Origin of the sequence: Duganella sp. sic0402 (assembly GCF_019219065.1) — a bacterium.
Taxonomy (GTDB): Bacteria; Pseudomonadota; Gammaproteobacteria; order Burkholderiales; family Burkholderiaceae_D; genus Rugamonas.
Genome location: NZ_JAHUWK010000006.1, coordinates 57,993 through 78,130 on the forward strand (window position 1 = coordinate 57,993; position 20,138 = coordinate 78,130).

The following is a 20,138-nucleotide window of genomic DNA, read 5'->3' on the forward strand; positions in this document are numbered from 1 at the left end:
TGCTGAATGGAGAAATCGATGCGCACCACCCTTTTAATCGCCGCCGCCCTGGCGCTGCCAGCCCATGCCGATATCATCATCGACCGCGCCAACGGCTACACGCTGAACAGCGCAGGCCAGCTACAGCGCTTTACTTCGCTGGCCTTCGATGATCTGGGCCGGATCGTGGCGGTGGGCAGCGAACAGGAAACGGCGGCGGCGCTGCCGAGGGCGGAGCACATCGACGTGCAGGGCAAGACCCTGCTGCCAGGACTGATCGACGCCCACGGCCACGTCTTCGAGCTGGGCGAGATCGCCTCCGGCGTGGAGCTGTACAGCCCCACCTCGCTGAGCGGCGCGGTGCGCGCGGTGGCGGAATTCGCCCGCAGCCACCCGAAAAATGCCTGGATCGTCGGTTTCGGCTGGAACCAGGAAAACTGGAAGCTGGGGCGCTTCCCGACCGCCGCCGAGCTGGACGCGGCGGTGGGCGACCGTCCCGTGCTGCTGCACCGCGTTGACGGCCACGCCATCTGGGTCAACACCAAGGCGCTCGAAATGGCGGGCGTGAACAAGGATACGCGCGATCCGTCCGGTGGCAAGATCGAGCGCGACGCCAGCGGCAAGCCGACCGGCGTGCTGGTGGATGCGGCCATGGAGCTGGTCAACCGGGTAGTGCCGCTGCCAACGCCGGCCGAAGCGCGCGCCACGCTGGATGTGGCGCTGGTGTCGCTGGCCAAGGTCGGCCTGACCAGCGTGCACGATGCTGGCATCAAGGTGGTGCAGGATGATATCTACCGCGACTACGCCGATCACGGCAAGCTGACTACGCGCGTCTACGCGATGATCGGCGATACCGCCAGCGACTTCGACGAGCTGTCGAAAGATGGTCCGCTGAAGTCCTACGCCAATGACGTGTATGCGCTGGCTTCGGTCAAGCTGTATTCGGATGGTGCGCTGGGCAGCCGTGGCGCAGCGCTGCTGGCGCCATACTCCGATATGCCATCGACCAAGGGTCTGCTGTTCTACCCCGACGCGGAAATGCGCGCCAAGATGGATAAGGCGATGAAGGCCGGCTATCAGGTCAACATCCACGCGATTGGCGACGCCGGCAACCACCAGATCCTTGACGCCTACGCGCAGCTGATCCCGAAATACAAGAACGTCGAGCTGCGCCACCGCATCGAGCATGCGCAAGTGGTGACGCCGGAAGACATCCCGCGCTTCAAACAGCTGGGCATCCTGCCGTCGATGCAGCCGACGCACGCGACCTCGGACCAGAATATGGCCGAGCAGCGCGTTGGCCGCGAGCGCATCAAGGGCGCCTATGCCTGGCGCACTTTCCTCGATCAGGGATCGAAGATCGCCTGCGGCTCGGACTTCCCGATTGAGTCGCCGAATCCATTTGAAGGCCTGCATGCGGCCGTCACCCGCCAGAATAATGCCGGTGTGCCAGCTGGCGGCTGGTATAAGAATCAGGCGATGACGCTGACCGAAGCCTTCCGCTGCTTCACGCTGGACGCGGCCTATGCCGCGCGCCAGGAAAACGTCATCGGCTCGCTGGAAACCGGCAAATGGGCCGACTTCATCCTGGTTGATCGCGACATCTTCAAGATTCCGGCTGAGCAGCTGGGCAAGACCCAGGTGCTGCAAACCTGGATGGGCGGCAAACGGGTGTACAAAAAATAGGCAGCGCGACGGGTTGACTTGGTTGTCTATACAACTTATGCTGTGATGATTCCAATTCATCGCAGCAGGAGACCCTATGAGCAGCCATTTCGACAGCGATCCCCGTTACGACGCCAGCCGCGAGATCCGCGCGCCGCGCGGCCCTGAGCGCACCTGCAAGAGCTGGGGCGCGGAAGCGGCTTACCGCATGATCCAGAATAATCTGGACCAGGAAGTGGCGGAAAATCCCAAGCATCTGGTGGTCTATGGCGGCATCGGCCGCGCCGCCCGCAACTGGGCGTGCTACGACCAGATCCTGGCCTCGCTGCGCGAGCTGGAAGACAATCAAACGCTGCTGATCCAGTCCGGCAAGCCGGTCGGCGTGTTCCAGACCCACGAAGACGCGCCGCGCGTACTGATCGCCAATTCCAATCTGGTGCCGAAGTGGGCCAACTGGGAGCACTTCAATGAGCTGGACCGCAAAGGCCTGTTCATGTACGGGCAGATGACGGCCGGTTCATGGATTTACATCGGCACGCAAGGCATCGTGCAGGGCACGTTCGAGACTTTTGCCGAAGCGGGCCGCCAGCATTTTGGCGGCGACCTGAAAGGCCGCTGGGTGCTTACCGCTGGCCTGGGCGGCATGGGCGGCGCGCAGCCGCTGGCGGCGACCATGGCCGGCGCGGTATCGCTGACCGTCGAGTGCCAGCAGAGCAGCATCGATTTCCGCCTGCGCACCCGCTACCTCGACAAGCAGGCCGCGTCGATCGACGAGGCGCTGGAGATGATCAAGCAGCACAAGGCCAATGGCGATGCGATCTCCATCGGCCTGCTGGGCAATGCGGCTGATGTGCTGCCGGAACTGGTGCGCCGCGCGCAGGCTGGCGGCCTGGCGCCGGACCTGGTCACCGACCAGACCTCGGCGCATGACCTGATTAATGGCTACCTTCCGCAAGGCTGGAACGTGGCCGATTGGAAGGCGGCGCAGCAGGACGTGTCGCGCCATGCGGAACTGAAGGCTGCCGCCACTGCCAGCTGCGCGGTGCATGTGCAGGCGATGCTGGACTTCCAGGCGCTGGGCGCCAAGGTGGTCGATTACGGCAACAACATCCGCCAGGTGGCGTTCGATCATGGTGTGCAGAACGCGTTTGATTTCCCTGGATTTGTGCCGGCCTATATCCGTCCGCAATTCTGCGAAGGCCGCGGCCCGTTCCGCTGGGTGGCGCTGTCCGGCGATCCGGAAGATATCTACAAGACCGACGCCAAGATCAAGGAGCTGTTCCCGCACCATACGCAGGTACACCGCTGGCTGGACATGGCGCGCGAGCGCATCGCCTTCCAGGGCCTGCCGGCGCGGATCTGCTGGCTGGGCCTGGGCGAGCGCCATATCGCCGGCCTGGCGTTCAACGAGATGGTGCGCAACGGCGAACTGAAAGCGCCAATCGTGATTGGCCGCGATCACCTGGACACCGGCTCGGTCGCCAGCCCTAACCGCGAAACGGAAGCGATGAAGGACGGCACCGATGCGGTCTCCGACTGGCCGCTGCTGAATGCCTTGTTGAACACCGCCGGCGGCGCGACCTGGGTGTCGCTGCACCACGGTGGCGGCGTGGGCATGGGCTATTCGCAGCACTCTGGTGTGGTGATTGTGGCAGACGGCACGGACGCCGCCGCCAAGCGCCTGGCGCGCGTGCTGGTCAACGACAGCGGCTCGGGCGTGATGCGTCACGCCGACGCCGGCTATGAAACCGCCGTTGCTTGCGCCAAGCGCAATGGCCTGAATCTCCCAATGATTAAATGAGCTTGAATATGAATCTGATCCTGAAACCGGGCGCGATGACCTTGTCCGAACTGCGCGCCGTGTGGAGCGCTGCCGCGCCGCTGTCGCTGGCTGCCGAAGCTTATCCTGTTATCGAAGCGTCGGCCGCCGCCGTGCAGGCGATTGTCGCCAAGGGCGACGCCGCCTACGGCATCAACACCGGCTTCGGCTTGCTGGCCAAGACCCGCATTCCGGACGAAAAACTGGAGCAGTTGCAGCGCAACCTGATCCTGTCGCATTCGGTCGGCACCGGCGAGCTGATGTCGGACGCGGTCTGCCGCCTGATCATGCTGATGAAAATCGGCAGCCTGGCGCGCGGCTACTCGGGCGTGCGTCCGCTGATCATCGACACGCTGATCAAGTTGTACAACGCTGGTGTCATGCCGGCTATTCCGGCCAAGGGCTCGGTGGGCGCCTCGGGCGACCTGGCGCCGCTGTCGCACATGACGCTGGCCATGCTGGGTGTGGGCCAGGTGCGCGTCAACGGCGTGCTGCAGGACGCGGCCGAAGCGCTGCAAGCCGCCGGCATCGCGCCGGTGGTGCTGGCCGCCAAAGAAGGCCTGGCGCTGATCAACGGCACCCAGGTATCGACCGCGCTGGCGCTGCATGGCCTGTTCATGGCCGAGCGCCTGCTGGAAGCGGGCATGGTGTCCGGTGCGCTGTCATTGGATGCGGCCAAGGGGTCGGATGCACCGTTCGACGCGCGCGTGCATGCAGTGCGCGGCCAGCCGGGCCAGATCGCGGCGGCATCGATTTACCGCCAGCTGGTGTCGGACAGCGCGATCCGCGCCTCGCACCTGGTCGGCGATGAGCGCGTGCAGGACCCGTATTGCCTGCGCTGCCAGCCGCAAGTGATGGGCGCCTGCTGGGACATCATCAATAACGCCTCGCGCACGCTGCTGATCGAGGCGAACGCAGTGACCGACAATCCGCTGCTGTTCAAGGATGGCGAGCTGTCGGTGGTGGTTTCGGGCGGTAACTTCCACGCCGAACCGGTGGCGTTTGCGGCCGACACGCTGGCGCTGGCGATCGCGGAAATCGGTTCGATCTCGGAGCGCCGCGTGTCGCTGCTGATCGATGCGACCTTGTCTGGCCTGCCGCCATTCCTGGTGCGCGATCCGGGCCTCAATTCCGGCTTCATGATCGCCCATGTGACCGCCGCCGCGCTGGCGTCGGAGAACAAGTCGATCGCGCATCCCGGCAGCGTGGACACCATCCCGACTTCCGCCAATCAGGAAGACCATGTCAGCATGGCGACCTACGCGGCGCGCCGTCTGGAAGACATGGCGCAGAATACCGCCGCCATCATCGGCATCGAATTGCTGGCGGCGGCGCAGGGTATCGATTTTCACCGTCCGCTGAAAACCTCGCCGCATCTGGAGCATGTACATGAGCAGCTGCGCCAGAAAGTGCCGTTCTATGAGCAGGACCGTTTCTTCGCGCCGGATATCGAGGCTGCAAAAGGCATGGTGCTGCGCGGCGAGTTGAGCGCATCATGCAAAGAGCTGTTCACGGCCTTGCATCCGTAAGGAGAACGGCATGGATTATCAGTTCAAAGCAGGCAGTATTCCCTTGCTGGTGTCCATGCCGCATGTGGGCACCGATATTCCCGAGGACGTGCTGGCGGCGATGACGCCGGCCGCCACCGACAAGCAGGACACCGATTGGCATCTGGTACACCTGTATGACTTTCTGGAAGAGATGGGCGCGTCCACCTTGTCGGCGCGCTGGTCGCGCTACGTGATTGATCTGAATCGTCCGCCGGAAAATACCAATCTGTATCCAGGGCAGGACACCACCGGCCTGTGCCCGGTCGATACCTTTCACCGCGAGCCGCTGTACCGCGAGGGACGCGCGCCGGACGAAGCGGAAGTGCAGCGCCGTCTGCAGGCATACTGGAAACCGTATCACGATCAACTGCGCGCTGAGCTGGAACGCCTGCTGGCGCTGCATGGCCGGGTGGTGTTATGGGACGCGCATTCGATCGCCTCGCATGTGCCGCGCTTCTTTGACGGCAAACTGCCGGACCTGAACTTCGGCACGGCGGACGGCAAGAGCTGTGCCGCCGGCCTGACTGAGTCGATTGTGTCGCGCGCGCAGGACAGCGCTTATACGATCGCGGTCAACGGCCGCTTCAAGGGTGGGCATATCACGCGTTTCTACGGCGAGCCGGCGCGTGGCGTGCACGCCATCCAGCTGGAGATGTGCCAGTCCACTTATATGGACGAGTCGGCGCCATATGCATATCGCACCGGCCTGGCCGCGCAGGTGCGCCAGCCGCTGCGCGCGGCTTTGCAGGCTGCAGCCGACTGGGTGCGCGCATGAACAAGCTGTTCGCGCGCCATGCATTGCTGCCAGATGGCTGGGCCAGCGATGTGCTGATCGAATGGGACAGCACCGGCGCGATTATCGCGGTCGCTTCCGGCACACCGGCGCCACAGCAGGGCAGCACTGGCGCAACGCGCGTCGAATATGCGCTGCCGGGCATGATCAACCTGCATTCGCACAGCTTCCAGCGCGCGCTTGGCGGCCGCACCGAAAAGGCAGGCGACAGCAAGGACAGCTTCTGGACCTGGCGCGACTTGATGTACCGCTTCGCGCGCAATATCACACCGGCGCATATCGAGGCGATTGCCGCACAGCTTTTCAGCGAATGCCTGCGGCATGGCTACACGTCGCTGTGTGAATTTCATTATGTGCAGCGGGCGCCGGATGGCGCCATGTATCCGCGTCCGGCGGAAACGGCCGAGCGGGTGATTGCCGCCGCACGGTTGGCCGGAATCGGTATCACCATGCTGCCGGTGTTGTATAGTTATTCCGGCTTTGGCGAAATGCCGCTGAAACCGGAGCAGGCGCGCTTCAAGACGGATGCTGAGGATGTCTTGCGCATCGTGGAGGCGCTGGAAGAACAGCGCGACGTGCAGGTGGAAGTCGGCGTGGCGCCGCACTCGCTGCGCGCCGCATCGGTGACGCAGATTGCGGAAGTGCTGGCGGCGCTGCCCAAGCAGCGCCCGGTACATATCCACATCGCCGAGCAGCAGGGCGAAGTGCAGCAGTCGCTGAGCTGGAGCGGACGCCGCCCGGTGCAATGGCTGCTGGAGAATGTGCCGGTGGACCGGCGCTGGTGCTTGATACATGCGACGCATCTGGCGGAAGATGAAATCAGCGGCATTGCCGCCAGCGGCGCGGTGGCAGGCTTGTGCCCGACCACGGAGGCGAATCTCGGCGACGGCCTGTTCCCGCTGGAATCCTTCCTGGCGCAGGGCGGCGTGTTTGGCATCGGCAGCGACAGCCATGTGTCGCAAAGCGCGGTGGAAGAGTTGCGCTGGCTGGAGTACGGACAGCGCTTGCAGCATCAACGGCGTAACATCGCGGTATCCGCCACCGAGCGCAATGTGGCGGACTTCCTGTGGCAAGGCGCGTTGCGCGGCGGCGCCCAGGCGGCAGGGCGGCCGGTCGGCGCGATTGCGACTGGCCATCGTGCCGACATCGTGGTGCTGGATGACGCGCATCCGAATATGTTTGGGTTGGCGCTGGACGAGGTACTCGGCAGCTTTGTCTTCAGCGGCAACGACAATCTGGTCAGGGACGTGATGGTCGGTGGCCAGTGGGTAGTGCGCAATCAGCAGCACCTTGCGCAGCAGGCGATCGCTGCGCGCTTCAAGCAGACCTTGGCCGAACTGAGGGAGTTCCGATGACCCAGCTGATCCAGTATGCAAGCCTGTGCGCCACGCCGTGGAAGAACGGCGGCGGCAGCACCACCGAAATCGCCATCTTTCCCGCCACCGCCAGTCTGGAGAATTTCGACTGGCGCGTCAGCCTGGCCACCATTGCGCAGGATGGTCCATTCTCTTCCTTCCCCGGCATCGACCGTTCACTGGCGCTGGTGAACGGCGACGGCGTGCTGCTCGATTTCGGCGATGAGCGCTTTGTGCTCAGCCCCAGTGAGCCGCTGATCGAATTCGCCGGCGAGGATGCGGTGCACGCCACCGTCACCGGCCAGCTGACTACCGATTTCAATGTGATGACGCGGCGTGGCCTGTGCCGCCATCGGCTGGAGCTGTTGACCGTGACCGGCAAGCAGGCGCTCAAGCGCCGCAGCGGCGCCACGCTGCTGTTCCTGGCAGACGGTGAAAGCCTGAGCCTGAGCAGCGCGCGCGAGCGCATCGCCATGGTCCGCTATGACACGCTGGTGATGAACGCCGAAGAGGACTGGACGCTGGAAGCGCAACGCGCCACCGTGCTGGTGGTCGACATCATCCGCAACTGAGAAAGCAAAGCATGTGGGACGTGTTGTTTACGAATGTGCATCTGGCCACGATGTCCGATGCAGACGGCTATGGCGAAATCCGTGATGCGGCCATCGCCGTCAAGGATGGCCGCATTGCATGGCTGGGGCCTCAGGCCGGCTTGCCGCAGGGTGCGCAGGCCGTCACCGTGCATGACGGCGGCGGCAGCTGGCTGACGCCAGGCCTGATCGACTGCCACACGCATATTGTCCATGCGGGCAACCGCAGCGATGAATTTGAGGCACGCCTGAACGGCGCTACTTACGAAGACATTGCCCGCGCAGGCGGCGGCATCATGTCCACCGTGCGCGCCACGCGCGCCGCATCCGAAGATGAACTGCTGAAACAAAGCCTGCCGCGCGTCTGCAGCTTGCTGGCGGAAGGTGTGACCACGCTGGAGATCAAGTCCGGCTACGGCCTGACGCTGGCGTCGGAAGCCAATATGCTGCGCGTTGCGCGCCGCATCGGCCGCGAACTGCCGGTGCGCGTATCGGCCACCTTCCTTGGCGCGCATGCCCTGCCGCCGGAGTTTGCCGGCCGCGCCGACGACTATATCGAAGCGGTTTGCGAGATGATCGCACCGTTGGCGGACCAAGGACTGGTCGATGCGGTGGATGCTTTCTGCGAGCGCATCGGCTTTTCATCTGAACAGACGGAGCGCGTGTTTCAGGCGGCGCAGGCGCGCGGTCTTCCAGTCAAGCTGCATGCGGAACAGTTGTCCGATCAGCGTGGCGCCGAGCTGACTGCGCGCTACCAAGGCTTGTCTGCGGACCATCTGGAACACCTGACAGCAGCGGGTATCCAAGCGATGGCCGCCGCCGGCACGGTGGCGGTGCTGCTGCCGGGTGCCTACTACTTCCTGCGCGACACCACGCCGCCGCCGGTCGCCGCCTTGCGCGCGGCTGGCGTGCCGATGGCAGTATCGACCGACTGCAATCCCGGCACGTCGCCGATGACCTCTTTGCTGCTGGCGATGAATATGGCCTGTACGCTGTGGCGTTTGACGCCGCAGGAAGCGCTGGCCGGCGTAACGCGCCATGCCGCGCGCGCGCTGGGCCTGCAACAGGAGATCGGTACACTGGAAGCAGGCAAGCGCGCCGACTTCGCACTGTGGCGCATCGCGCGTCCGGCCGACCTGTCGTATGCCATCGGCCTGAATCCATGCCGCGCGGTGGTCAACGCCGGAAAACTGCGCTCGCCAGCCATCTGAAAAATCATCGCTGCGCGGTGCTTTCGGTTACATTATCCCGATGTCATCCTGGGAAGCATTATGTTCGTCTTGAATTCCGTGCCTGGCGGCGTGCAGGCGCTGCGACGCTGCCTGGCCGCGCTGGCCTTGTTATGCGCTGGCGCGGCGGCAGCGGCCGATACGCTGCACATCGGCTCCAAGCGCTTCGCCGAGTCCTATATCCTGGGCGAGATTGTCAGGCAGGTGGCCGAGCCGCATGCGAAGGTCGAGCATTTGCAGGGCTTAGGCAATACGGCGATTGTGCTGGCGGCGTTGCAGGCGGGGCGTATCGATGTCTATCCCGAATATGTGGGCACGATAGACCTGGAAATACTGAAGCATCGGCAGCCTGCCTCGATGGGGCAGATGCGCCGCGAGCTGGCGGCGATGGGGCTGGGCGTGGCGGTTCCGCTGGGCTTTAACAATACGTATGCGCTGGCGGTGCGCGGCGACGCCGATGCGCCGCGCACGTTGAGCGAGCTGGCCGGGCGCAATCAGTTGAAGTTCGGCTTGTCGCATGAATTCATCGGCCGGGTGGATGGCTGGCGGGGACTGGCGCAGCGTTACGGCTTGGCGCAGCGTCCGGAAGGGCTGGACCACGGCATCGCCTACGAGGCCTTGCAGCGCAAGCAGGTGGACGTGATCGATGTGTACTCGACCGAGGCGCGCATCGGGCACTATGGCTTACGGGTGCTGGAGGATGACCGGCATTACTTCCCGCGCTACGACGCCGTGCTGCTGTACCGGCTGGATGCGGCGCAGCGTTTTCCGGCGGCGTGGCGGGCGATCAGCGGGCTGGAAGGGCGCATCAGCGAGAAGGATATGATCGCGATGAACGCAGCGGCGGAGATCGATGGCAAGCGCTTTGAGCGTGTGGCAAGCGACTGGCTGGGCGCCGCGCCATCCAAGGCGCCGCGTCACAATCTGCTGGCAAAGATTTTCGATCAGGACCTGGCGCGGCTGACGCGCCAGCACCTGACCTTGGTGCTGCTGTCGGTGGCGCTGGCCTGCGTGGTTGGCGTGCCGCTGGGCGTGCTGGCCGCAGCCCGGCCGCGCTTGCGGCAGAGCGTGCTGGGCATGGCTGGTATGTTGCAAACCGTGCCGTCACTGGCGCTGCTGGCCTTGCTGATTCCGCTGCTGGGGACAATCGGCACCGCGCCGGCGCTGGTGGCGCTGGTGGTGTACGCACTGCTGCCCATTGTCCGCAATACCTGCACCGGCTTGTTGCAGGTACCTGAGGGATTGACGCTGGCGGCGCAGGCGCTGGGCCTGCGTCCCGCGCAAAGGCTGGTGCATATTGAGTTGCCGCTGGCGCTGCCGGTGATACTGGCCGGCGTGAAGACGGCAGCGGTAATGAGCGTCGGCACGGCGACCATCGCCGCCTTCATCGGCGCGGGCGGCTACGGCGAACGCATCACCATCGGCCTTGCGCTCAACGACCACGGCATGCTGCTGGCCGGCGCTATTCCGGCAGCGTTACTGGCCCTGCTGACGCAAGGCGTGTTCGAGCTGCTGGAATGGGCGGTGATGCGGCGGCGCCAGCTCAGGCCTGCGCCGACAGCTGCGCCAGCGCGTCGCCGGTGACGCGGCAGATGCGCCAGTCCGGCATCACCGTCGCACCCATGCCTTCATAGAATTTGATGGCGTTGGCGTTCCAGTCCAGCACCGACCACTCGAAGCGGCCGCAGTCGCGCTCCACCGCCAGCTGTGCCAGCGCCACCAGCATCTGCTTGCCATAGCCCTTGCCGCGCTGCGACTGCTGCACGTACAAGTCTTCCAGGTACAGGCCTTTCTTGCACAGGAAGGTGGAGAAGTTGTGGAAGAACAGCGCGAAGGTCACCACCTCGCCGCCGGTTTCGCCGACCAGCGCTTCGCAGGCCGGCTTGTCGCAGAACAGGCTGTCGTGCAGCATGGCTTCATTGGCGACCACCATGTGCTCCAGCTTTTCAAATACGGCCAGCTCGAAGATCATGCCGAAGATGGCGGGAATGTCGGCCGGCGTCGCCGGGCGGATGGTCAGTTCGGAAGTACTCATCAGGTTTTGGCAGTAGTAGAAGAATGGGGTTGCAGCGCCCAGGCCACGCTGGACAGGCACAATATCATGCCCAGCCATTCCATGGCCCCGGGGCGGTAGTGCTCCAGCTGGATAGACAGCAGTACTGAAATCACCGGCGTGACCACGCCGATATACACGGCCTTGTCGGAGCCGATGCGATGGATCAGCGTGAAGTAGGCGGCAAACGCAATCACCGAGCCGAGTAGCGACAGCCACAGCAGGCCGCCCCAGTAGCGCGCGGTGGCCGGCACGGTGAAGCTTGCGCCGCTCGCCAGCGCGTACAGCGCCACCAGCAGCGTGCCCCACATCATCGACCAGGCCATGGTCAGCAGCACATTGTCCGATTGCTGGCGGACTTTGACCACCACCACATTGCCGACCGAGCTGGCGATGGTCGCGGTCAGCGCCAGCGCCAGGCCGAGCAGGAAGTGGCCATTGCCGCCGCTGCGGATCTCCGCCCAGGCGTCGTGGATGGAATGGAAGAACAGCAGGGTGACGCCGCAGATGGCGACGCCGCCGGCGGCCCAGGTGCGCCAGCTGAGCGCGGCGCCAAACACGATGCGGTTGAGCAGCGGATTCCAGAACACCATCAGCGCAAACAGCACCGCCACCAGGCCGGACACCAGGTATTGCTCCGAGGTGTAGGTACAGATATAGCTGAGCGCGAAGGTGGCGGCGCCTTGCAGCATCATCCAGCGCTGCACGCGCCATGGCATCAGCAGGCGATCGCCACGCGCGGCGCACCAGGCGAACAGCACCGCCGATGCCAGGGCAAAGCGGTACACCACGGACACCGCCGGCGCCACCTCGCCAAGTTGCAAGGTGATAGCGAAGAAGGTGGAGCCCCAGATCAAACAGGCGATGATGAATAGCAGTGGAGAGGACATCAAACGAGTATAGCCGGGCAGCTTGCATCTTGCCTAGCGGCCAGTATTTTGTTGCGACGCAACAGATTGATGCCTAAGTTGTATCTGAAGTGTAAATTCAGCGGTGCATGCTGAAAGACCAAGTATAGTGAAATCACACCACTTCCGCCGGAGGGCGCCATGAGTACCGCGCTGCAAATCAAGGTCGTTACGCTATTGGGCTATGTCGCCCTCAGCACCGCTTTGGTGCTGATGCTGTCTGACGACCAGATGCAGGGCGCGGCACATGCGCTGTTCTACGCCTGGTTCCACTAAGCAGAAGATTAGTAGGCCAGGTGCAGGCGGCGGTACAGAAAGCTCAGCACAAACAGCGGCCCGATCAGCAGGAAGCGCAGGTCTTCAAAGAAGGAAGGCTTCTTGCCTTCGATCTTGTGGCCGATGAACTGGCCGATCCACGCCAGCACGAAAATCGTCACTGACAGCGGCAGGATGCTCGTCTGCGGCAGTGCTGCCAGGATCGACAGCATCACCGCTGCCATCATGAACATGCCCACCGCAAACGGCTTGGACAAGCGCAGGTAGTACCACATCGACCCGGCGGCAAAGGCAAACGCCACCAGCGGATGCAGCGACCACAGCAGGCCGAGCAGGGTGAACATGATGACCGGCACGCAGACGAAGTGGATCAGCTCGTTGGTCGGGTTGAGGTGGCTTTCGCTGTACTTGGCCAGCAGCGCATCGATGGCACGGGGTTGCGGCATGGTAGTCTCCTGTCGTTATAGCGCGGTCTGTGCCGCCAGCAAATTCTACACCTGAACGCTACAATGGGGCATGATCGCCGCTACTCCTCATCCCCGGCACTACGCGCATTGAACCATGTCTCCAGCAAGTGAAAACCAGCCCCTTCGCAAGCGTTGCTTTGATCCGGTCATCGACAGGAATACACGTCTGCTCATCTTGGGCAGTCTGCCAGGTGACAAGTCACTGGCGGCCCAACAATATTATGGCAATCGGCAAAACAAATTTTGGGAGCTGCTAGGCGCGGTTCTCAACGTTGATTTACGCTCTTTGGGGTATGACGAACGTCTTGCGGCGCTGCTTGGACGTGGCGTCGGCCTTTGGGATGTGATTGCTGAAGCTGAACGCGTGGGCAGCCTGGACTCGGCAATCTCCAACGCGTCGCATAATCCGCTGGCCGGACTGGTGGAGGCGCTGCCAAATCTGCTGGCGATCGGTTTCAACGGAGGCACCGCAGCGCGTCTTGGTCGCAAGCAGCTACAGGCTAGCGCGGCTTGCCCTTTGCTTATTGACCTGCCATCGTCCAGTCCCGCACATACGATGGGTTTTGAGTCCAAGCTAAAAGTGTGGCGTCAACTCTCGGACTACCTGCCGTAATTCTTTGTCGAAACGCTTTTGTGGCGGCTATTCGGCGACCAGTACGCGCACGGTGGATTCAAGGTAGTCCCGGAAGCCCATGTCCAGGTAGAGCTGGTGGGCCGGGTTGGTGCGCATCACGTGCAGGAAGGAGCGCTCGCCGCGCTGCTGGTGGCGTCGCAGCAGTTTGCCGATCAGCTTTCTGGCCAGCCCTCGGCCCTGGTAATCCGGATGGGTGCAGACGCCGCTGATTTCGCAATAGCCCGGCGCGCGCATGCGTTCGCCGGCCATGGCGATCAGTTGTTCGCCGTCGAAGTAGCCGAAATAATCGCCCAGCTCGATGGTGCGGATGCCGAACGGTCCGGGCTTGCATAGCGTGGCCAGTTGCAGCGCCTGCTGCGCGTGTTCGGGGGCAAGCGGGCGGGCGTCTGCGGCGGGATCGCTGTCCGGCGTGGGCCCCTGCCACAGCATGCGGAACATGGTGGTCTCGGCGTCAATGCGCCAGCCGGGCGGCGCGGCGCCGGCCCAGCCGTCGCAGTAGAACATTTCCCCCGGCACGACCCAAGGCGCCAGCGCGGCGAAGTCGGGCGCGTCCGGGTTGGCAAAGGCGATGATGGGCGAGAAGCCCTGGGTGTAACGGCGCGCCGTGTCGCTGCCGCTGGACCACAGGCGGTGTGCGCCGTTGAGCGCGTGCCAGAAGATATGCTCCAGCGGCGGATGGCCTTGCATCGCCGGCTTACGGGCCGACCGGCAGGAAGCTGAGCACGCCGTCGTCGGTGATGCCGGCCACGATCCAGCCATCGCCCGACACCGCCATCTGGCGCGGCAGCAGTTGCTTGCCAACGGCGCCCAGCTTGTATTGTTTCAACAGCTTGCCGGTGCTGTCGAAGCTGTAGATATCGCTGTTACTGGTCTTGGTGGCGCCGCCGCAGAAGATGCGTCCATCCACGCCCACTTCGATATTGTTGGGGGCGGCGTCGCCGCTTGCCATATAGCCGACGATGCCGAGATCGGCGGCGTTCATGATGGCGCAGGATTTCGGCGTGGCCAAGGCGCTGAAAACGCGGACGCCGTCGCTGCCAACCCAGATATCCTGGCCCAGCGTGCCCGGGCTGACGTGGCTGGCGGCCGGCACTTGGGCGGCAAACAGCGTGCCTTTGTTCAGCGCCGCATAGTCAACGCTGACCGTGGTGTACTGGACGCTGGCGCCGTCTTCATTGAGTTGCACGACACGCTTGCCATCGCCGCTGGCGGACAGCACGCCGGCGCTCAGCGGCAGGTTGGCGAGGCGGCTGTTGTCGCTGGTCAGATAGAGCTGGCCGTCGCTGAGCAGCAGCATGCGTACGCCGTTCGGCCGTATCAGCCGCAGGCGCGTGCTGCTGGTGGATGCCGCCGCCAGGGGTATCTGGGCGCTGATTGCGCGCGTGCTCAGATTGACGGTGGTGATGCGACTGGTGTTGAGGTCGACTACATACATGAGGTCGCCATCAGGCGCAATCGCCATATTGCCCAGCGCGGACGACAGGCCGGTGATGCTGGCCTCTTTCAGACCCGTGTAGAGGTTGTAGATATCGATGTAGGCGCCGCCGTTGTGTGCATACGCATAAGGGCGGAGCGGATCGGTGATGACGGTGGTGTAGGCGCCGGAGGCCTTGCTGATGGCCGATGGCGTATCTTTGCCTTTCCATAGCGTCACGCGGATTTTTTCAGGCACCGTCACATCCGCGTCAGGCGAAACAATGGTGACGGTGGCGGTGCTGAGCGTGTCATTGGCCATCGCGCTGTCGTTGGCAGTCAGGGTCAGCTTGTCGTTGTTGATGGTGACGCTCAGCCAGGCGGCGTCGCTGGCGGCGTTCATGCTGGTGAAGCTGCCGAAGTTGTCGACCACGCTGATGGTGCGCGTCAGGCGTTTCCAGCTTGGTGTCGATACCAGCGCGACAGCGGTTTCGGCCGGCAGCAGCTTGTGCTGGTCTTTGTTGATAGTGAGCAGTAGCTGACCCAGCACCGCATCGCCATTCACCTGCGCCACCGCACCGCTGGTTTGCGTCGTCGTGCCGACCGCAACCGAGGCGGGATTCGCCTTGAAGGTGAGACTGGTGAGGTCTTCGTTGACAGTGCCGCTGGTCACGCTGGCGGTAGCCCAGGCTGGCAAAGTCGCCAGGTTCCACGGCCAGCTGTTCTTGCCAGTATTCAGGCCCAGTTTTAGCGGTTGACTGGTGCTGAAGTCGCGCCCATAAGTGCCCCCCAGCGTCAGCGTGCTGCTTGAGAACTGCAGTTGCGCCTTGCTCAGTTGCAGCGTGACCGGCAGCGTGCGCGCGTCCGTTCCCTTAGGGGTAATGACAATCGCGGCACTGTGAGTGCCACTGGCCAGCGGGCCGATGGCTGGATTGACCGTGACCACGGTGGTGGCCGGGGTGCTGCCGGCGGTTGGCGATACGCTCAGCCATGGCGCGTTGCTGCTGGCGGTCCAGTCGGTCGTGGTGCGCGGACTGGTGTCCAGGCTGACTACCTGGGATGACGTCGGCGCGCCGTTGATCGCATTAAAGGTCAAGCTGTTCTGGCCTAACACCAGTGCGGGCGGCAGCACCGTCAGCGAGACCGGCAGCAGTAAGGTCTGGTTGTCATTGGATTTGAGTATCAGGTCGCTGGCGTACTGGCCTTGCGTCAAGCCGCTGATGTCGTAGCTGACGGTCAGGCTGGCATTGCCGGTGCCGCTGGCAGGGCTGACTTTAAGCCAGTTGCTGCTGCCGGCTGCGGTCCAGCTGCGGCCGGTGGCGTTGACGGCAACGGTGACGCTGGCCGGTGCTGCGCCGCCGGCCTGGGCGGTGCTGGTCAGCGGCATCGCTGGCACGGCGCTGAACGTGGTTGCGCCGGCCGGCGTGACGGTGATGTTGTAAGGCAACGCAACCGGCGAGCCGGGGAACTGGCTGGCGCAGGCGCTGTCGCGGCACAGCCGCACACTAAAGCTGCCTTGGTAATTGTTGGCTGCCAGCGTCGCTGAGGTTTGCAGCAGTGCGTGGTATTGCGTATCGCTGTCGCGTACCAGCTGCACATTCGGCTGCAGCACGCCGGCGGTGTCCACCACCATGGCGTAGACGGTGGCATTGGCGAAATCGGCAGGACGGGCGACGGTCGCGATCACGTTGCTGGCGAGTGCGGTGCCAGCGACAACGCTGCCGGTCACGGTGGCGGGGTTGAAGCTGAGGGCGGGCGTGACCACCGGGGTGGTGGGACTACCTCCGCCGCCACCACCACCGCCGCTGCTACCGCCACCTCCGCAGCCGGCCAGCAATACGCTAATCGTGAGGGGGACGGCGGCGAAAAAAGGTCGCAACATGACGGAATCCTTGTGGTAAGAGCAGCTTAATTTACTTGCAATTGTTGCGCGAACGCAACTAAGTGTCAAGTTAAAGCGCATGCAGCATACCACCGGGAGAGTCTATTTTGCGCGGAGTTCGGCTTCGTGGGCGCGGATGCGGTCCAGCTTGGCGGCGTACACCCGCTCGGCGCTGCGGGTGGTGCTGTTTTTCTTGGCCAGCGCCATGTAGTTATCGGCCGCGCGCAGATTGCCCAGGTGGTAGTTGACCACCGACAGCCAGAAGTGCAGCTCGTGGTAATCCGGCACCCGTTCCAGCTCGCGCTCGAACAGTTTGCGGGCGCGCGCGTAGTCGCCCAGCTGGACCGCTGCTTGTCCCTGGTTGAAGAAGTAGAACGGTGGATACGGCTCCAGTTTCGCCAGCCGCACGCGCAGCACCGCCGCCTCGTCCAGTTTGTTCTGGTTTTCCAGCGTCTGCGCCAGATTGGACAGGAAGATGGTGTTGTCGGGCGCCTGCGTATGGGCATACCGCAGCACCTGTTCGGCGGCGTCCTGGTCGCCGTGGTGCTGATAGATCACGCCCAGCGTGTTGTAGGCGTTGAGGAAGAGCGGATCGACCGTGGCGGCCTTGCGTGCGGCCCAGTAGGCCTCGTCGACCTTGCCGGCCGCCAGCAGCTCGGCCGCGCGGTTGTTCAGGAACATCGCCAGCACGGTATGCTCTTCCAGCGGCTTGGCGGTTTCGCGCGACTTGGGCGGGATGGGAATGAAGTCCACCGTCAGCGTGTTCGCCTCATCCATGGTGTAGGCGGTGTAGGGATTGCGGTTGCTGCGCTGCCGGCCCAGTGCCAGGTTGACATGGTTGCTGGCGAAGTAAAGATTGCCGGCGCGGCTCCAGACTTCGTCCAGCTGCACTTGCTGGAAGATCACCGGCATCTCCAGCTCGCGCGCCAGCGTGGCGGTCATGATGGCCAGCGACAGGCAGTTGCCGGCGCGCGCTTCGAAGGTCTCTGCAGCGGTGCGGGTGATGGCGTCGTCGTACTCAAGCTGCAGCTTGTCGCGCCGGTACAGCGCGTCGAACAGCACCAGGCGCACATCCTTGCCGGGCGCGGCGCCGAGGTTATTCCGCACATAGTCGCGCATGGCCGGAGTAAGGGCGAACACCTGGCTGGTGTCGATCGGCTCGGCGGCGGGCTGGAATGTGCTGTCGCGGAATAGCTGCTGCTGTGGCGCCTGGCGCGCCGGTTGCTGGCTGGCGCAAGCGCTGAGGAATGCGGCGGCGCACAGCGCCGTGCACGTGATGCGGGCCCATGATGTCATGACTGTCTCCCTTTGCTGCGGAGCACAAGGCCGGCGCCGCACCAGGCAGCGGAATCTGCGTTCCGCGTTCTGGAAAGTATCCTCGGCTAAACAGGGACTGTCAAACTGGAAATCGCTTTCAGGGCAGCGGATCTTCCGAGACTGAAATGTCGGTAACGCCCAGGCTGGCCAGCGCGTCAGCCAGGTCTTCCAGCGCCAGGCCCAGATCGGCGGCCGGATCGAGCGGCTTGCCGGCTGTGGCCAGCGGTGCGCCGCCCAGCGACAGCTGCACCAGCAGCAGCGGCTCATCGTCGTCTTCGGACGGCGCGATGACTGCTTGCGCCTGCGCCGGATCGTGGCCGGCCAGCGCCTGGCTGAGTGTCGACAGCAGGTGCAGCATGTCGTGCTCGGACTGGCCCTGGGCGCGTGCGCCGAAGAACAGGTCCTGGTACAGGAAGTTCAGCGTCAGCGCAGTATCGGCGCCGCGCGCGCGGCCCAGGCAGCGCGCTACCATGGGTGCGCAATCCCTGGTCCATTGCTGATAGCGTTCGGCGCGTTCGGCGAAGTAGGCGTCGGCGGCTTTCTCGCCGGCCGGCACCTTATAGAAGGCGTCGTCGGCACGCTTCAGTGCGAAGCCGAGCAGGAAGCGCAGTTCGACCGCCGTGTCTTCCGGGCCGAAGCTGGTGGGCGACCAGCCGGCCGCCATGCTGCGCTCCAGCGCCGGCGCGGCGCTGATTTTTTTGTCGGTCAGCGATTGCGCCGCTTCGCGCACCATCGCGTGCAGCTGGCCGTAGTTGATGCGCTCGATTTCACCCAGGTCGTAGGCGTGGCTGACCAGCACCACTTGCGCTTTGGGGCTTTCCAGGCCGGCGCCGGTGAAGCTGTTGAGCAGGGCGTCGTAGGCGTCACTGTCCTGGAAGTCGGCGGCCGGATCAAGGCCGCCCTGGCTGTGCACGAACACCGGGATGGCGAAGGCGTCGATCTCCAGTTCCGGTGCATTCTCGCGGCGAATAATCAAATTGGCCGCGCCTTCTTCGACGGCGTTGCGCAGGTAGCGGTAGGCGTCGGCCGATTCGTCGCGCGCCATCTCGATGGCGCCGTACAGCACTTCATTCTTGCCTTGCGCCAGCAGGCGGCGCAGCAGGCGCTGGAACTCGATGTGTTTTTGCGCCAGCTCGGCGCGGGTGGCGGCGGAAATGATGTCGCCGCTGGCCGATTCGTCGGCCAGGTCCAGCGCCAGCGCGCACAATTCGGTGGTTTGTTGCTGGTCTTTGACTTCAGGGGAATTGGCGGATTTGCGCGCTACGGGGCGCTTATTTTTAGGCATGCTGGTTTTGACTTCTTATTATCGTTCGGTGTGGAAGGTTTCGTTCAGTTCGTCGAGCAGGTCTTCGGTTTCATCCTCGGTCAGCCCAAGGTGGCGGCAGGCGCTGTCGCCGCCTTTTTCCCATTCGTAGGAACTGTGATGGTTGTGCAGGCGCTGGATGCCTTTTTCGGCCAGCAGCGACAGCGCCACCAGCGAGCGGATCGCATCGTCGGTGGACGGGTCTTCCAGCACGCGGTAGTCGTGGTGCAGCAGGATCGCCCAGGAGACGTCCGGCGACAGGCCCCAGTTGCGTGCCAGCAGGCAGCCGATGGCGGCGTGGTTGGTGCTGTAGTGTGCGTCCTCGACGGCGGTGAACACGCCGCTGGCGTCGTTGCAGGCCTGCTCGTAGGTGGCGTTGTAGTCGTCGAAGCGGTTCATCAGCAGCGGCACGCCGATATCGCAGAACAGGCCGAAGGTATGGGCGATGTCGGGCGGCGCCACGCGCAGCTTGCGCGAGGTGAACACCAGCGCCTGGGCGCGGCGCGCCGAGATTTCCCAGAATGCGTTGAGGTCGGATTCCTTGCCCTCGATCGCCTGGCGCGCCAGCAGCCCGGTCAGCAGCGAGGCGCACTGGTTGATGCCGAGGAAGTTGATCGCCTGTTCGACTGACTTGGCCTTGCGGGCGGCGCCGAAGAACGGCGAATTGGCCAGTTTCAACAGCGCGCCGGACATGCCGACATCGTTGGCGATGATGCGTGCGATGTGGCGCGGCGACGGATCTTCCTTGGCCAGTTCGCGCTGCAGGTCGACGAGCAGGCTGGGCCGAGGCGGAATACGGATGGAACGCATCAGCGCGTCTTCCACCGCGTTTTCTGTTGGCAAGGCTTGGGCAGCTACTGTCGTCATTGTTATCTTCAGGCAAAAGGCAATTACCCTCGATTATC

At 64.0% G+C, this 20,138-nt stretch carries 18 protein-coding genes; 10 read left to right on the forward strand and 8 right to left on the reverse strand.

Annotation, left to right across the window (positions count from 1 at the left end):
- The first annotated feature begins 6 nt into the window (after positions 1 to 6).
- The 8 genes from KW842_RS15880 to KW842_RS15915 all read left to right on the forward strand — a co-directional run bounded on the left by KW842_RS15880 (position 7) and on the right by KW842_RS15915 (position 10,564).
- Positions 7 to 1,665 (forward strand): amidohydrolase, encoded by a 1,659-nt coding sequence (locus tag KW842_RS15880; RefSeq protein ID WP_218305084.1) that lies wholly within the window; start codon positions 7 to 9, stop codon positions 1,663 to 1,665.
- A 76-nt stretch (positions 1,666 to 1,741) separates the two neighbouring features.
- Complete coding sequence (gene hutU, locus KW842_RS15885) at positions 1,742 to 3,445, forward strand: urocanate hydratase (protein ID WP_218305085.1); 1,704 nt, start codon at positions 1,742 to 1,744, stop codon at positions 3,443 to 3,445.
- Between the two features lie 8 nt (positions 3,446 to 3,453).
- Positions 3,454 to 4,992 (forward strand): histidine ammonia-lyase, encoded by a 1,539-nt coding sequence (hutH, locus tag KW842_RS15890; protein WP_229223726.1) that lies wholly within the window; start codon positions 3,454 to 3,456, stop codon positions 4,990 to 4,992.
- A 10-nt stretch (positions 4,993 to 5,002) separates the two neighbouring features.
- Positions 5,003 to 5,788 (forward strand): N-formylglutamate deformylase, encoded by a 786-nt coding sequence (hutG, locus tag KW842_RS15895; RefSeq protein WP_218305087.1) that lies wholly within the window; start codon positions 5,003 to 5,005, stop codon positions 5,786 to 5,788.
- Positions 5,785 to 7,161 carry a formimidoylglutamate deiminase gene (locus tag KW842_RS15900; RefSeq protein WP_218305088.1) on the forward strand — a complete coding sequence of 459 codons (1,377 nt, stop codon included), beginning with the start codon at positions 5,785 to 5,787 and terminating at the stop codon, positions 7,159 to 7,161. The genes hutG and KW842_RS15900 overlap by 4 nt, the downstream gene beginning before the upstream one ends.
- Complete coding sequence (locus KW842_RS15905; RefSeq protein ID WP_218305089.1) at positions 7,158 to 7,733, forward strand: HutD family protein; 576 nt, start codon at positions 7,158 to 7,160, stop codon at positions 7,731 to 7,733. Before KW842_RS15900 ends, KW842_RS15905 begins: the two co-directional genes overlap by 4 nt.
- Before the next feature lie 11 nt (positions 7,734 to 7,744).
- Positions 7,745 to 8,962: an imidazolonepropionase gene (gene hutI / locus KW842_RS15910; protein ID WP_218305090.1), complete on the forward strand. Its 1,218-nt coding sequence runs from the start codon at positions 7,745 to 7,747 to the stop codon at positions 8,960 to 8,962.
- A 60-nt stretch (positions 8,963 to 9,022) separates the two neighbouring features.
- Positions 9,023 to 10,564: a glycine betaine ABC transporter substrate-binding protein gene (locus tag KW842_RS15915; protein ID WP_218305091.1), complete on the forward strand. Its 1,542-nt coding sequence runs from the start codon at positions 9,023 to 9,025 to the stop codon at positions 10,562 to 10,564.
- Here KW842_RS15915 and KW842_RS15920 read toward each other — a convergent pair.
- Both KW842_RS15920 and KW842_RS15925 read right to left on the reverse strand, forming a co-directional pair.
- Positions 10,524 to 11,015: a GNAT family N-acetyltransferase gene (locus tag KW842_RS15920; RefSeq protein WP_218305092.1), complete on the reverse strand. Its 492-nt coding sequence runs from the start codon at positions 11,013 to 11,015 to the stop codon at positions 10,524 to 10,526. The two genes, KW842_RS15915 and KW842_RS15920, sit on opposite strands and share 41 nt — an antisense overlap.
- Complete coding sequence (locus tag KW842_RS15925; RefSeq protein ID WP_218305093.1) at positions 11,015 to 11,923, reverse strand: DMT family transporter; 909 nt, start codon at positions 11,921 to 11,923, stop codon at positions 11,015 to 11,017. The genes KW842_RS15920 and KW842_RS15925 overlap by 1 nt, the downstream gene beginning before the upstream one ends.
- A 159-nt stretch (positions 11,924 to 12,082) precedes the next feature.
- Here KW842_RS15925 and KW842_RS27620 point away from each other — a divergent pair, with 159 nt between their 5' ends.
- The gene (locus KW842_RS27620; RefSeq protein ID WP_255369057.1) at positions 12,083 to 12,217 is read left to right on the forward strand and encodes a hypothetical protein; all 135 of its coding nucleotides are present in this window, start codon (positions 12,083 to 12,085) and stop codon (positions 12,215 to 12,217) included.
- 8 nt (positions 12,218 to 12,225) lie between these two features.
- Here the strand turns inward: KW842_RS27620 and KW842_RS15930 are convergent, their stop codons facing one another.
- Positions 12,226 to 12,663, reverse strand: coding sequence for a DUF962 domain-containing protein (locus KW842_RS15930; protein WP_218305094.1), 438 nt, complete (start codon positions 12,661 to 12,663; stop codon positions 12,226 to 12,228).
- Positions 12,664 to 12,778: 115 nt separating this feature from the next.
- Here KW842_RS15930 and KW842_RS15935 point away from each other — a divergent pair, with 115 nt between their 5' ends.
- A complete protein-coding gene (locus KW842_RS15935; RefSeq protein ID WP_218305095.1) occupies positions 12,779 to 13,297 on the forward strand; it encodes a DNA-deoxyinosine glycosylase in 519 nt (172 codons plus the stop codon).
- 27 nt (positions 13,298 to 13,324) lie between these two features.
- On the opposite strand, the gene KW842_RS15940 is transcribed toward KW842_RS15935, so the two are convergent.
- From KW842_RS15940 to KW842_RS15960, 5 genes are all read right to left on the reverse strand, one after another.
- The gene (locus KW842_RS15940; RefSeq protein WP_218305096.1) at positions 13,325 to 14,005 is read right to left on the reverse strand and encodes a GNAT family N-acetyltransferase; all 681 of its coding nucleotides are present in this window, start codon (positions 14,003 to 14,005) and stop codon (positions 13,325 to 13,327) included.
- Between the two features lie 7 nt (positions 14,006 to 14,012).
- Positions 14,013 to 16,613, reverse strand: a complete 2,601-nt coding sequence (locus KW842_RS15945; RefSeq protein WP_218305097.1) for a quinoprotein amine dehydrogenase — start codon at positions 16,611 to 16,613, stop codon at positions 14,013 to 14,015.
- A 102-nt stretch (positions 16,614 to 16,715) separates the two neighbouring features.
- Entirely contained in the window at positions 16,716 to 17,909 is a 1,194-nt protein-coding gene (locus KW842_RS15950) for a tetratricopeptide repeat protein (protein WP_218305098.1), read from the reverse strand.
- 118 nt (positions 17,910 to 18,027) lie between these two features.
- Complete coding sequence (locus KW842_RS15955; protein WP_218305099.1) at positions 18,028 to 19,215, reverse strand: DUF2863 family protein; 1,188 nt, start codon at positions 19,213 to 19,215, stop codon at positions 18,028 to 18,030.
- Positions 19,216 to 19,233: 18 nt separating this feature from the next.
- A complete protein-coding gene (locus KW842_RS15960; RefSeq protein ID WP_218305100.1) occupies positions 19,234 to 20,100 on the reverse strand; it encodes an HDOD domain-containing protein in 867 nt (288 codons plus the stop codon).
- Between the last annotated feature and the right edge of the window lie 38 nt (positions 20,101 to 20,138).